General features: G+C 72.5%; 14 protein-coding genes. 3 read left to right on the top strand and 11 right to left on the bottom strand.

Translation table 11 applies throughout. The features are described 5' to 3' along the window. Positions 1-18: 18 nt before the first annotated feature. Entirely contained in the window at positions 19-516 is a 498-nt protein-coding gene (locus GSF22_RS02230; protein ID WP_208811011.1) for a GNAT family N-acetyltransferase, read from the bottom strand. Then, the gene (locus GSF22_RS02225) at positions 516-842 is read right to left on the bottom strand and encodes an ArsR/SmtB family transcription factor (RefSeq protein ID WP_208811010.1); all 327 of its coding nucleotides are present in this window, start codon (positions 840-842) and stop codon (positions 516-518) included. Before GSF22_RS02225 ends, GSF22_RS02230 begins: the two co-directional genes overlap by 1 nt. 153 nt (positions 843-995) lie before the next feature. Between GSF22_RS02225 and GSF22_RS02220 the strand changes: the two genes are divergently transcribed. Then, positions 996-1379 (top strand): ArsR/SmtB family transcription factor, encoded by a 384-nt coding sequence (locus tag GSF22_RS02220; protein ID WP_208811009.1) that lies wholly within the window; start codon positions 996-998, stop codon positions 1377-1379. A 53-nt stretch (positions 1380-1432) separates the two neighbouring features. Here GSF22_RS02220 and GSF22_RS02215 read toward each other — a convergent pair whose 3' ends face one another. The 6 genes from GSF22_RS02215 to GSF22_RS02190 form a co-directional block, all read right to left on the bottom strand. Next, positions 1433-2152, bottom strand: coding sequence for a cation transporter (locus GSF22_RS02215; protein WP_208811008.1), 720 nt, complete (start codon positions 2150-2152; stop codon positions 1433-1435). Then, positions 2149-2511: an ArsR/SmtB family transcription factor gene (locus GSF22_RS02210; protein ID WP_439957725.1), complete on the bottom strand. Its 363-nt coding sequence runs from the start codon at positions 2509-2511 to the stop codon at positions 2149-2151. The genes GSF22_RS02215 and GSF22_RS02210 overlap by 4 nt, the downstream gene beginning before the upstream one ends. A gap of 43 nt (positions 2512-2554) precedes the next feature. Next, on the bottom strand, positions 2555-3526 hold the full coding sequence (locus GSF22_RS02205; protein WP_208811007.1) for an NAD(P)-dependent alcohol dehydrogenase: 972 nt from the start codon (positions 3524-3526) through the stop codon (positions 2555-2557). Continuing rightward, positions 3523-3759: a helix-turn-helix transcriptional regulator gene (locus GSF22_RS35935; RefSeq protein ID WP_208811006.1), complete on the bottom strand. Its 237-nt coding sequence runs from the start codon at positions 3757-3759 to the stop codon at positions 3523-3525. Before GSF22_RS35935 ends, GSF22_RS02205 begins: the two co-directional genes overlap by 4 nt. Continuing rightward, positions 3753-4196: a hypothetical protein gene (locus tag GSF22_RS02195; RefSeq protein WP_244365826.1), complete on the bottom strand. Its 444-nt coding sequence runs from the start codon at positions 4194-4196 to the stop codon at positions 3753-3755. Before GSF22_RS02195 ends, GSF22_RS35935 begins: the two co-directional genes overlap by 7 nt. A 96-nt stretch (positions 4197-4292) precedes the next feature. Next, positions 4293-5081, bottom strand: coding sequence for an alpha/beta fold hydrolase (locus GSF22_RS02190; RefSeq protein WP_208811005.1), 789 nt, complete (start codon positions 5079-5081; stop codon positions 4293-4295). Between the two features lie 321 nt (positions 5082-5402). Between GSF22_RS02190 and GSF22_RS02185 the strand changes: the two genes are divergently transcribed. Next, positions 5403-6812, top strand: a complete 1410-nt coding sequence (locus tag GSF22_RS02185; protein WP_208811004.1) for a selenium-binding family protein — start codon at positions 5403-5405, stop codon at positions 6810-6812. Beyond that, positions 6809-7447, top strand: a complete 639-nt coding sequence (locus GSF22_RS02180) for a hypothetical protein (protein ID WP_208811003.1) — start codon at positions 6809-6811, stop codon at positions 7445-7447. Before GSF22_RS02185 ends, GSF22_RS02180 begins: the two co-directional genes overlap by 4 nt. 47 nt (positions 7448-7494) lie before the next feature. Here the strand turns inward: GSF22_RS02180 and GSF22_RS02175 are convergent, their stop codons facing one another. The 3 genes from GSF22_RS02175 to GSF22_RS02165 all read right to left on the bottom strand — a co-directional run. Continuing rightward, a complete protein-coding gene (locus GSF22_RS02175; protein ID WP_208811002.1) occupies positions 7495-8367 on the bottom strand; it encodes a macro domain-containing protein in 873 nt (290 codons plus the stop codon). A gap of 171 nt (positions 8368-8538) precedes the next feature. Continuing rightward, complete coding sequence (locus GSF22_RS02170) at positions 8539-11415, bottom strand: peptidoglycan-binding domain-containing protein (protein ID WP_208811001.1); 2877 nt, start codon at positions 11413-11415, stop codon at positions 8539-8541. A gap of 75 nt (positions 11416-11490) precedes the next feature. After that, the coding region (locus GSF22_RS02165) for a hypothetical protein (RefSeq protein ID WP_208811000.1) at positions 11491-12159 on the bottom strand (669 nt) is incomplete at its 5' end.

Below are 12159 nucleotides of genomic sequence, written 5' to 3'. Positions count from 1 at the left end.
ACGCGGAGCCGGACGGGGTCAGTCGACGACGGGACTGCGCCGCTCCAGCAGCACCACGTCGCGCCAGTGGCCGTGGTGCCGGGCGACCCGCTCGCGGACCCCGATGACCCGGAACCCGACCTGCTGGTGCAGGGCCAGGCTGGCGGTGTTCTCCGGGAAGATCCCGGACTGGATGGTCCAGATGCCGTCCGCCTCGGTGGCCGCGATCAGGGTGTCCAGCAGCAACCGGGCCACGCCGCGCCGCCGGGCGGCCGGGTCGACGTAGACCGAGTGCTCGACCACCCCGGCGTACGCCGCGCGGGCCGAGGTGGGCGAGACGGCGATCCAGCCGCGCACGGCGTCGTCGGCGTCGACGGCGACGTAGCGGTACCCGGGCAGCCGGCCGGCGTCGAACGTCGGCCAGTCCGGGGCGGTGGTCTCGAAGCTGGCGTTGCCGCTGTCGAGGCCGGCCTGGTAGATGGCCAGGACCGGTCCGGCGTCGGCGGCGCGCATGGGGCGGACGGCGATCCCGGTCATCAGCAGGCTCCGGTCGGGCTGGGAGCGGGACGGCCCATGACCACGTCGGCGGCGGACGGGAAGCAGCCGACACAGGTCTGGTTGATCCGGTAGTGGCGGGCGGTACCGACCGGCTCGACGAGCACGAACCGGACCTCGGTGAGGATCTTCAGGTGCTGGGAGACGGTGGACTGGGCCAGCCCGACGGCCGAGACGATCTCGCCGACGCTCGTCGGTCGCCCGTGCCGGGCCAGGTACGCCACGATCTGCACCCGGCTCGGGTCGGCCAGGGCCCGGAACCACGACGCGTACCGCTGCGCCGTTTCCCGGTCGAGTAGCTCGTCCATCCCGACAACCCCCTTTATCGCCTATCGCCGATTGACGATGAAATCCTATCCACGCCGGTCGGCAACAGCCGTCGGCACCCCCGGAGGGGTCTGTCTTGACGACCGTCGAAACAAACAGTTGCACGCTGATTAGATGACTGTCAACCTAGAGGCATGTCGAAGCAGACGGACCTGCTCCACCTCACCGACCTGGCCGCCGGAACCGCCTGCTGCCCACCCCTGACGCAGCGCCGCGTACCCGCCGAGACCGCCGCGCTGCTCGCCCCGGCGTTCAAGGCCCTCGGCGACCCGGTGCGGCTGCAACTGATGTCGATGATCGCCTCGGCCGAGGGCGGCGAGGTGTGCGTCTGCGACCTCACGCCGGCCTTCTCGCTCAGCGGCCCGACGATCTCGCACCACCTGAAGACGTTGCGCGAAGCCGGTCTGGTCGACGCCGACCGGCGGGGCACCTGGGTCTACTACCGGGCCCGGCCGACCATCCTGCGCCAGCTCGCCGCCCTGCTCACCGTCGCTCCTCCCCCGGCCCCCCGGGGCTGAACGCGGCGCCCCGCCACGGACCTGGGCGGCCCGCCGGAGTCACGCCGCTGCGGTCAGCCGGTCGTCGCCGTACCGGCACAACACCGGTCGACGCAGTCCGGCCCGCACCCGCAGCCGCCTCCGGCACCGTCGGGAACGGTCACCGCCGGTACGGCGCAGTCGTCGCACTGCTCGCCCCGCCACGCCTGGGCCCCCTCCCGCACCGCCACGGCGGCGACGACCAACGCCGCGACCGGGTCCGCCCAGGACCAGCCGAGAGTGGCGTTGACCAGCAGACCGACGAGCACGATCGCCGACAGGTAGGTGCACAGCATGGTCTGCACCGAGTCGGCCAGTACGGTCGCCGACCCCAACTCACGTCCGGTGCGCCGCTTGGCCCACACGAGCAGCGGCATGACCACCACGGAGACCGCCGCGATGCCGATGCCCACCGGCGACGGCTGCGCCTCGGCGACACCGAGCAGGGCACGCACCGCCCCCACGCCCACCCAGGCGGCCAGCGCGAAGAACGACACCGCGATCAGCCGCAGCGCCAGGCGCTCCCGCGCCTCGGGCAGCCGGGACCGGAACTGCCAGATCACCACCAGGGCACTGGACACCTCGATGAAGGAGTCCAGCCCGAAGCCGAGCAGTGCGATGGAGGACGCCGCCGCGCCGGCCGCCACCGCGACGATCCCTTCCACCAGGTTGTACGCGGTTGTCGCGTACGCCAGGTGCAGGCTGCGCCGGTGCAGCCGGCGGCGACGGTCGGCCGTGAGCGGCGCGGCGGTCATGCCGGCACCCCGGGGACGACCGGGGCCGGACGGAGGGCGACGGTCGTGCCGGTCGCCGCCAGCAGCCCCTCGGCGGCGGCGAGCAGATCCATCAGTTCGGGCCGGGTCAGCGCGTAGAACGACTGGCGGCCCTGCACCCGGTAGTCGACCAACCCGCAGTCACGCAGGCAGGCGAGGTGTTTGGACACCGTCGACTGGGCCAGGCCCAGCTCGGCGGTCAGGTCGACCACCCGGGCCTCCCCGGCGGCCAGCCGCGCCACGATCCGGAGCCGGGTGTCGTCGCCCAGGGAGCGGAACAGCGCCACAGCCGGTGCGACCCCGGCGGCCACCGCCACCGACAGACAGTGCGGTTCACTCATCGCCACTGCGCGATGATATCGCCCTGCCGGGATGTCCGGCCGGTCAGATCGTGACGACGATCTTGCCGAGGGCGTGACCGGTCTTGACGTGCCGGATCGCGTCGGCCACCGCCGCCAGGGGGTAGCTGTCCCCCATCACCGGTGCGATCTCGCCCGCCTCGACGAGCTGTGCCAGCACCGCCAGGTCGGTGGCGTTCTCCCCCACCACCAGGGGCACCAACCGGCCGTCGACGAACGGCGACAGCAGCAGCGCCCGCAGTTGGCGGTCGAAGCCCTGAAGCCAGCGACCGTCGCTGGCCTCTCCGCCGACGAGGACCACGGTGCCCTTCGGCCGCAGTGCCTGACGCAACCGCCCCAGCGGGCGGTTACCGGCGGTGTCGATGATGACGTCGTACCGCCGCCCCCGGTCGGTGATCTCAGCCCGGGTGTAGTCGATGACCTCGTACGCACCGAGCGAGCGGACCAGCTCGGCCTTGGCCGCGCTGCACACCCCGGTCACCTGGGCACCGGCGAGCCGGGCCAACTGGACGGCGAACGAGCCGACGCCGCCGCCCGCACCGATCACCAGCACCTGCTGCTCCGCCCGCACCCGCCCGGCGCCGCGTACCGCCTTGAGCGCGGTCTGCCCGGAGACCGGCACGGCGGCAGCCTGCGCGAAGGTCAGGTTGCCGGGCTTACGGACGATCTTGCCGACCGGGGCCACCGCGTACTCGGCGAAGCTGCCCCGCCCGGCGCCGAAGACCTCGTCACCGGGGGCGAACGCGGTGACGTCCCGCCCGACCGCCACGACCACGCCGGCCAGGTCCAGCCCCGGCACCCGGTTCCGGGGCCGGCGCAACCCGGAGCCGAGACGCACCGCGTACGGCAGACCCGCCGTCAGGTGCCAGACGCCCGGATCCACGGCGGCGGCCCGCACCTGGACGAGCACCTCCCCGTCCCCCGGGGTGGGTACGTCGATGTCGGCCAGTTCCAGCACCTCGGGCGGGCCGTACCTGTCCTGCACGATCGCTTTCACTGTGGCCCCTCCTCGGGGTGGGTCGGGTACTGGAAGACGTCGGTGAGCGGTACGCCGAAGACCTCGGCGATCTGGAAGGCCAGCTCCAGCGACGGCGAGTAGCGACCCTGCTCGATGGCAATGACCGTCTGCCGGGTCACCCCGATCCGGCGGGCCAGCTCGGCCTGGGTCATCTCGTCGTGGGCGAACCGCAGGGCGCGGATGGTGTTGGTGATCCGGGTCGGCTTCACCATGACTGGAAGCCCCGCCGGTAGGCGACGATCTTGGCGGTCGATCCGACCACGGCGGAGAGCACGAAGCACAGGTAGAGCACGTTGGCGATCCAGAAGTGGTCCCACTCGACCAGTGCCATGGCGAGCGCCGCGACGGCGCCGACGATGACGAACGACTGGCCGATGTACTCGCCGAGCTGGTGGATCTCCCGGTCCCGCTGGTCGGACTCGTTGGCGCCCTCGGGGGAGACCACCGAGACGGCGATGTGCAGCACGATCGAGACCACGATGGCGGCGACGATCGTGCCCAGCAGTGCGCCCCGGTACGGCGCGTCGACCAGCGGGGTGCCGGCGGCCCGGTCGAGCACCAGGACGACGTACGTCAGGTAGGAGCCGATCGCGACCAGGACCATGTTCCAGGCGCGTTTCTCCTCGAAGGCCATGCCCCACCTCGCCATGTAAAGAATTCTTGACATCATCAAGGTAAAGCAGAGCCAACATGGTGTCAAGAATTCTTTACTCCACGAACGGGCGGCAGCCGTCGGGCACCGCCGTCAGCGCGCGTCCGCCTCGTCCCACAACTGCCGCAGCAGCCGGTTGACCTCGTCCGGACGCTGCTGGTGCGGCGCGTGATCCGCCCCCGGCACCCGGTGCAGACGGGCGCCGATCCGTCGCGCCACCACACCGGCGGTGACGATCAGCGCCTCGCCGACACCGGACCGGTAGTCCGGCCGCGCGGTTTCCCAGGTGCCCGCGAGCACCAGCTTCGGACAGCCGTACCGCCGGAGCGCGTCGACCGGCAGGTCCGCCTCCCAGCACGGGCGCTCCCGCAGCGCGGTCCCCGCAGCCCGTACCGCGAACTCCCGGGGCTCGGGGATCGCCTGGCCGTCCGGGCCGTACACCGCAGCGAGGTACTCCTCCGCCGACATCGACCGCGAGGCCGCCACGTACCGCCGGTTGTTCTCCAGCGCTGCGGCCACGACCGGGTGGTCGGCCGCGACCGCCAACGCCGACGGCTCGATCAGCGCCAGCGAGCGCACCCGGTCCGGGCACCGGAGCGCGGCGAGGAGTGCGACCACCCCGCCGTACGAGTGACCCACGAGGTGGGTGGGCCGGTCCATCAGCGCGAGGATGTCCTCGGCGTCCACCTCGTAGTCGCTCTGTCCGGTGTCCGGACTGGCGCCGAAGCCACGCCGGTCGACCACCAGGATCCGTCGCCGACCGGCGAGTGGCCGCTGCGCCGCGAACGCGGCGAGCCCCCAGGTCATGGTGCCGTGGATCAGGATGACCTGGTCGTCCCGCCCGTGGGGCGCACCCCAGGTGGTGACATGCAGGGGAAGCATGGGCCCGAAGGTAACCGATGGGGGGACCGCCCGGGCCGGAGCACCGCGCGGCCCCGTCCGCATCCTGGACGCCACTTGCCATCCCGGCCCGCGCCGTGCCAGGCTGCCCACCTGGCAATTCCTATCGGATTAGTAGGTATGAGATCGACTGTCCACTCAGGATCAGCGGCATCCGCGACCTACCCCGGCGGACCGCCGGATGAGTAGGCTGATCCCGACGTGGATGTTGATCGATTGAACGGGTGATCCGAACTCCAGCCCCCGCACCACCGCCTGCTGACCGACTCGGCGTTCCCACCACCGACAACGACCGGAGAAGCGATGAGCCGCTGGACCCCCGATCCGACCTTCTACCCCTCACCGCGCGACGCCGTGAACGCCCCGGCCGAGAAACTGGCGTACGTCGCCGCCTTCGACCGCACCGCCACCCGCCCCGATGCGATCGCCGTCCTGGACACCGACCCGGACTCCCCCGACTACGGCACCGTGGTCGGCTGGACCGACCTGCCGTACACCGGCGACGAACTGCACCACTTCGGGTGGAACGCGTGCAGCAGCGCGCTGTGCCCCACCGCCCCGCACCCGCACGTCGAGCGGCGCTACCTGATCGTGCCGGGCCTGCGCTCCTCCCGGATCCACGTCATCGACACCCAACCGGACCCGCGCCAGCCCACCATCGTCAAGGTGATCGGCCCGGAGGAGTTGGCCAAGCGGGCCGGCTACTCCCGGCCGCACACCGTGCACTGCGGCCCCGACGGCCTCTACGTCTCCGCCCTCGGCGGCGCCGACGGCCAGGAGGGGCCCGGCGGCATCGCCATCCTCGACCACACCACCTTCGAGGTACGCGGCGCCTGGGAGGCCGACCGGGGCCCGCAGTACCTCGCCTACGACTTCTGGTGGCACATCAACCACGACGTCCTGGTGACCAGCGAGTGGGGAACCCCGTCGATGATCGAGGACGGCATCGTCGGGGAACTGCTGCTCGGCCGCAAGTACGGGCACGCCCTGCACTTCTGGGACCTGGCCAGACGCCGGCACGTCCAACGGGTCGACCTGGGCGACCAGTACCAGATGCCGCTGGAGCTGCGCCCGGCGCACGACCCGACCAAGACGTACGGTTTCGTCGGCGTGGTCATCAGCGTCGAGGACCTGTCCGCCTCGATCTGGCTGTGGCACCGCGACGGCGACACCTGGGCGGTCACCAAGGTGATCGACATCCCCGCCGAGCCGGCCGACCCGGCCGACCTGCCGGACCTGCTCAAGCCCTTCGGCGCCGTACCGCCCCTGGTCACCGACATCGACCTCTCCGTCGACGACCGGTTCCTCTACGTCTCCTGCTGGGGTACCGGTGAACTGCGCCAGTACGACGTGAGCGACCCGTTCCACCCGGTGCTCACCGGCTCGGTGCACCTCGGCGGGATCGTCCGGCGTACCGCCCACCCGGCCGCCCCGGACGAGCCGCTGGCCGGCGGACCGCAGATGGTGGAGGTCAGCCGGGACGGCCGACGGGTCTACGTCAGCAACTCCCTCTACGGTGCCTGGGACGACCAGTTCTACCCCGACGGGGTCGGCGCCTGGCTGGCCAAACTCGACGTGGACGTCGACGGTACCGGCGGGCTCACCCCGGACCAGCGGTTCTTCCCGCGCGGCGAGGAGTTCCGGGGACTGCGGGTACACCAGGTCCGGTTGCAGGGCGGTGACGCCTCCTCCGACTCGTACTGCTTCCCGTGACCGGTACGACCTGGGTGGCGCTGCTCAGCCTCGGCGCGTTCCACGGCCTGAACCCGGCGATGGGCTGGCTCTTCGCCGTCGCCCGTGGCCTCCAGGAACGCGACCGGGGGGCGCTGCTGCGCGCCCTGCCACCGATCGCGCTCGGCCACCTCGCCTCGGTCGGCATCGTGGCCGCCCTGGTCACCGCGACCCGGTCGGTCACCGCCAGCACCGCGCTGGCCGTCGTCGGCGGGGTACTGCTCGTCGGATTCGGACTGTGGCGGCTGCTCTCCGAACGCCACTTCCGCTGGGCCGGCATGCGCCTGTCGGCGACCCAGCTCGCCGGCTGGTCGTTCCTGATGTCCTCCGCCCACGGCGCCGGGCTGATGCTGCTGCCGGTGCTGGTCGCCGCCCCCACCGGGGCCTCCGGCGGGCACGCCGGCCACCTCGACGCGGCACCGGTCGGCGCGCTGCTCGGACTGACCGCAGCCGGCGTGCACACCCTGGCCATGTTCGGCACCGCACTCGTCATCGCGGTACTGGTGTACGAGGTGGTCGGGGTCGGTGTGCTGCGGACCGCCTGGTTCAACGTCGACCGGCTCTGGGCCGGGGTGCTGGTCGCCGCCGGGGTGTTCACGCTGATCCGGGCCGCCTGACCCGGTCTGTGGGGCCGGGGCGGTGACCGCCCCGGCCCCACGGACCGTCAGAGGGTACGGATGAAGGCCGCCACCTCCAGCAGGTTGATCCGGTCGACGTCGTCGGGGTGGATGAGCACCCGGAACTCCCGACAGAGCTGCGCCTCCCGGGACCGGGCGACGAACGACAGCAGGATCATCTTCAGCAGGCTCTCCCGGTCGAGCGCGTCGATGCGGGCCAGTCCCGAACCGAGCAGCGGAATGGCCAGCTCGCCCCGCTGGCCGTGCCGGTAGACCGCGTCCCAGAGCCCGTTGAGGCTCAACCACAGGTTGTCCACGCTGGACCGGGCGACGTAGTCGGTGCCCATCCGGCTGTAGGCGACCGCGAAGATCCGCCGGCCGGAACGGTGCAGCACCGCGACCGTACCCAACGGGTACCGCAGCAGGTTGCCCTTGGGTTTGGTCCGGCGGGTCTCCCGGCCGACCGGGTCGACCCCGGCGAGCGCGGCCCGCAGGTCACGGTCCAGCCGTTTCGCGTCACCGCCGTAGAGCCGCTGCACCAGCTGCCCCTGCACACTGTCGCTGCTGATCAGCTCCCGGTCGTCGGTGGCGGTGTCGAAGGTGTCGGAGAACCCGACGACCAGGTCCACCTCCTGGTCGAACAGGTCACCGACCTCGACGGTGACGTTCATCGCCGGGTGGGTGAACTCGTACTGCAACCGGCGCCGGGGGTAGGCCCGCACCATGCCCCACACCAGGCAGGCCGACACCGTCGCGGCGATCACCACGGTGGTGTCGGGCATCACGTCGGGTACCAGCTGCGCGCCGAGCTGCACCACCGCGGAGATCAGGCCGAAGGCGGCCAGCACGTTCGCCGCCAGCAGTCGCAGACCCCGGGCGGTACCGAACAGGGCGCGCAACCCGTAGGTGAGCTTCAGCATCGATCATCAGACACGGACGTCGGCCCCCGGCTAGTCGCCATCATCGGGGTCCATGGTGCCCTGACGACGCACCCCGACCGGGAGCCGGCGGACCCCGCCGGGCCGGCGGCGCACGGGGTGCCACCGCCGGCCCGACCGACCCGGATCCGCAGGTGGGCCCGGTGGGCGGGATCAGTACGTGACGGTCACGCCCATCTCGCGCCAGGTCTGCCGGCCGACCACACCGTCCACTGTGATCTTGCGCATCTCCTGGTACCAGCGCACCCCGGCGACGGTGCGGTCGTCGAACGTACCGGTGGCCGGGCCGCAGTGCCGCTCCCCGACGAACCGCTGGACGAACGCCACGTCGTCACCGGCCATTCCGGCACGCAGGGTACGGGAGCCGGCCGTGTTGCCGGTCGGCTGCGGCGCCGCACGCAGGGCCGCGACGGTACGCGGCCCGACGACCCCGTCGACGGTGAGCTTGCGGTCCCGTTGGAAGCCGCGTACCCACGCCTCGGTGCGTGGGCCGAACACACCGTCGACGGTGAGCCGGCCGCCGAGCCGGTTGGCGACGGTCTGCAACTCCCGGACGTCGCTGCCCTCGCTGCCGACTCGCAGCACCCGGTCACCCAACTTCGGAGCCGGTGCGGTGGCGACACCCCAGCCACGGGTGCTGTCCTCCAGGGCGGGAGTGTGGCTGACACTGACGTGCAGGTGCTTCTCGTGCGGGTTGCTGCCGGTGTAGCGGGCCGGGGCGAACCCGCGCGAGCGGCTCCAGATCGTCCGGTCGAAGATGACGTACCGCGTCGACGGGTGGGCGATGGCACGGCGTACCACCAGCAGCGGGTCGATGCCGTCGACGTCGACGTCGAGGGCGTTGACCGAGCGGTCGTCCGGGTCCGGGTTGTGGTCCGACGGTCGGGCCTGGTGGGCGGCGTCGCCGATCCAGCCGTCCGAGGTGCGGTCCCGGTGCGGCCAGCGTCGGTCGATCTCGTCGCGCAGCACCCGCAGTACCGGCGCCAGGTGGTGGGCGGCCAGGCCGGCCGTGAGATCCGTGGCGGGTTCCTCCTCGTCGGCGGGCAGGTCGTAGTCGACCGGTTCGCCGATGTGCTGCTCCGCCTCGGCGTCGTCCGGATCCGACGGATCCGACCCGCCGTCGGTGTCCGGCAGCGAATGGGACGGCTCCTCCGGCGTCCTCGGCGCGACGGCGGCCAGAGCAGCCGCGTCGGCCGTCGACACGGCGGGTTCGGCGTCCGACCCGCCGGTCCGGTCCCGGCCGGCCGCAGCGGTCGCGGGTACCTCGGTCACCAACGGCGCGACGTCGGCCCGCACGGCGGTGACCTGCCAGCAGAAGGCGTGCCCGGCCGGTGACCCGTCCACCGTGCGGACCCGGAACGCCCCGTCCCGGACCCGGGACGCGGCGAGCGCGCAGACCGGCTCGTCGTCGTCGAACAGCGGGGTGAGCTGCACCGTCCGCCCCTCCGCCAGGGTGAGCGCCTCGAAGTACCCGGGCAGGGTCACCGTGGCCGTACCGTCGACCAACTGCCCCTCGCCCCGGTAGTAGACGCCGTTCTCCGGGCCCTCCAACGCGGCGTGCACCAGCAGCCGCCGGTCGGGGCCGTCCGGATCGTCCAGCGGGTGCGCAATGGCGAGCTGTTGCTCGGTGCCCGAGATCCGGGCGGTGGGCGCCGCCAGTACCTGCTGGTACGGGCCGCCCGGTGGGCCGACATAGATCGCCCCGGAGACGAACAGGTCGTAGGTACCGATGCCGCCGCCACTCCAGGACGGCAGCGAGGTGGGGCTCACCTTCACCCCGAGGTTGCCGTTGACCTGCATGTTGCCACCGACGTGACCACGCTTCTCGACCCAGAGGGAACCCGCCTCCGGGTCGGTGTTGCCGTTGTACCCGACGTAGACGCCCTTGGTGTTGAGCAGGTACAGCCGTTCTGTCCCGTCGACGTGCAACCGGCCGGCACCGGCCACCGTGCCCCCGGCGGCCAGGGTGAGCCGGCCCTGCACGGTCAGGTCACCACTGGCACCGGTCTCCTTCACCACGGTCAGCCCGCTGGCGGCGCGGACCGTCACCCCGGCGTCGCTGACCACGCCCAACCCACCCCGGCCGCGTACCCGGGCCGCCCGCAGCTCGGCCAGCTCCAGATCCGCGTAGGTCGGACCGGCCGGCGGGTAGGTCAGCGCCGGGGTGTCGGCGGAGCGGTCCACCAGCTCGAAGCCCCGACCCGGCCGGAAGGAGAGCTGGCCGTGCTGGACACCGTGCCCCCAGAAGCCGAGCGCGGCGACCACCTGACCGGCGGTGACCGGGACACCTTCGAGGCTGCCCAGGTGCAGCATGCCCTGCCCGACCCGCAACCGGTCCGCACCGCCCTGGTGGAAGGCGATCACGTCGTCCGGGTCGTTGTTCACCCCGATCCGCAGCATCGTGTTCTCGCCGGTGGTCGGGAAGTACCGGATGAACGCCTCGTCGCCGATGCCGCCGGCCGGGTCGGCGGGGAACTGGATACCGGACTGCCGGGTGTTGCCGACGGCGGGCACGATCGCCCCGACCGGCAGCCGCAGCCCGGCGACCAGGCGGGTGTCGGTGTGCACGGTCACCACGCCCTGGCTGCGGACCACCCGACCGAGCGGGACCGACCGGCCGGGGTCGGCCGGCGCGGTGGTGGCGACCTCGACCCGGCCCTCCTCGGTCCAGCGGGTCTCGGCGGCCACCCCGCCCTCGTCGCGCCGGTCGGTCAGGGTCTCCACCTGGCGCAGGGTGACATGGAACGTACCGTCGCCGGGCAGGGTGACCCGGCGGGCCGCCGGTACGACGACGAGCGTCCCGTCGGCGTCCACGGCCGCGCCTTCGCCGACCGTGATGTCACTGCCGGTGGGGGTGACCTCCAGACCGCCGACCACCCCGACCGGGTGCCGCAGCCGGGTGAACAGGTGCTGGCGGGACAGCAGGTAGTCCACCGCCTGGGTCAGGTCGGCGGCCCGCAGGTACTGGTGGTCGTAGTAGCGGGGCCGGGCCATCGGCAGCGGCTGGTTGTTCTTCCAGGTGATCGTCATCGGGTTCCTCGTGGTCCGGCGGCCGGGCCGCTCGACTGTCGGTGGGTACGGATGGATGCGGTGCGCGCCGGCCGGTCAGCGCGGCTCCACCGCGTCGTAGCGCAGGCCGCTGGCCAGGTCACCGCCGACGGGGCGGCGGGTACGGCCCAGCCACAGGTGCACCGAGCCGTCGGTCCAGCGGGCCACCTGCCAGTGCCGCAGCACCCGCATCCCGGCGCGGCTGACCTCCTCCTCGGGTACGGCCAACTCGACCGGGCCGGTGCCGTCCGGCCGGGGCCGCCAGTCGAGCAGCCGGCTGTACCCGGTCACCGCGACCGGTGGGCCGTCCCGGTTCGGTTGCTGGAGAGGGACCCGGCGCAGCCGGACCGCGCCGGGCCGCTCGGGCACCGCCGTCGGGATCAACGGCACCCAGTTCTCCGGCACGGTGGTGGCGAAGGCGTAGGACAGGTCGGGCACGGTCACCGGCAGCCCGGTCGCCGGGTCGACCGGCGGTGGGTCGGGTACCGGCGGCCGGGCCGGTACCGCCGCCCGGTCCACCTGCGCGGTGCGGTCGATACCCCGGCCGGTGACCCCGGTGACCGTCTCCTCGACGGCCCAGGCCAGGTTCGCCATCTCGTCCCGACCGAACCGCACCTGCTCCACCGGCTCGGAGTCGACGGTGGCCGCCGCGGTGGCCGGCAGGACCAGCACCTCGGCCGGTTCGCCGGCCGGAGTGGACGGCCGGAACAACGCCCAGCCCCGCCC

This window comes from Micromonospora echinofusca (genome assembly GCF_017614955.1).
In the GTDB taxonomy this organism is placed as follows: Bacteria; Actinomycetota; Actinomycetes; order Mycobacteriales; family Micromonosporaceae; genus Micromonospora; species Micromonospora echinofusca_A.
This window is presented reverse-complemented; position numbering and strand designations above follow the sequence as displayed.

Bases quoted from the DNA above. Each gene is read 5' to 3' on its own strand.
- GSF22_RS02175 (WP_208811002.1), bottom strand. From the start codon at position 8,367: ATGCTGAAGCTCACCTACGGGTTGCGCGCCCTGTTCGGTACCGCCCGG.
- GSF22_RS02215 (WP_208811008.1), bottom strand. From the start codon at position 2,152: ATGACCGCCGCGCCGCTCACGGCCGACCGTCGCCGCCGGCTGCACCGG.
- GSF22_RS02170 (WP_208811001.1), bottom strand. From the start codon at position 11,415: ATGACGATCACCTGGAAGAACAACCAGCCGCTGCCGATGGCCCGGCCC.
- GSF22_RS02210 (WP_439957725.1), bottom strand. From the start codon at position 2,511: ATGAGTGAACCGCACTGTCTGTCGGTGGCGGTGGCCGCCGGGGTCGCA.
- GSF22_RS02195 (WP_244365826.1), bottom strand. From the start codon at position 4,196: ATGGCGAGGTGGGGCATGGCCTTCGAGGAGAAACGCGCCTGGAACATG.
- GSF22_RS35935 (WP_208811006.1), bottom strand. From the start codon at position 3,759: ATGGTGAAGCCGACCCGGATCACCAACACCATCCGCGCCCTGCGGTTC.
- GSF22_RS02225 (WP_208811010.1), bottom strand. From the start codon at position 842: ATGGACGAGCTACTCGACCGGGAAACGGCGCAGCGGTACGCGTCGTGG.
- GSF22_RS02220 (WP_208811009.1), top strand. From the start codon at position 996: ATGTCGAAGCAGACGGACCTGCTCCACCTCACCGACCTGGCCGCCGGA.
- GSF22_RS02190 (WP_208811005.1), bottom strand. From the start codon at position 5,081: ATGCTTCCCCTGCATGTCACCACCTGGGGTGCGCCCCACGGGCGGGAC.
- GSF22_RS02185 (WP_208811004.1), top strand. From the start codon at position 5,403: ATGAGCCGCTGGACCCCCGATCCGACCTTCTACCCCTCACCGCGCGAC.
- GSF22_RS02230 (WP_208811011.1), bottom strand. From the start codon at position 516: ATGACCGGGATCGCCGTCCGCCCCATGCGCGCCGCCGACGCCGGACCG.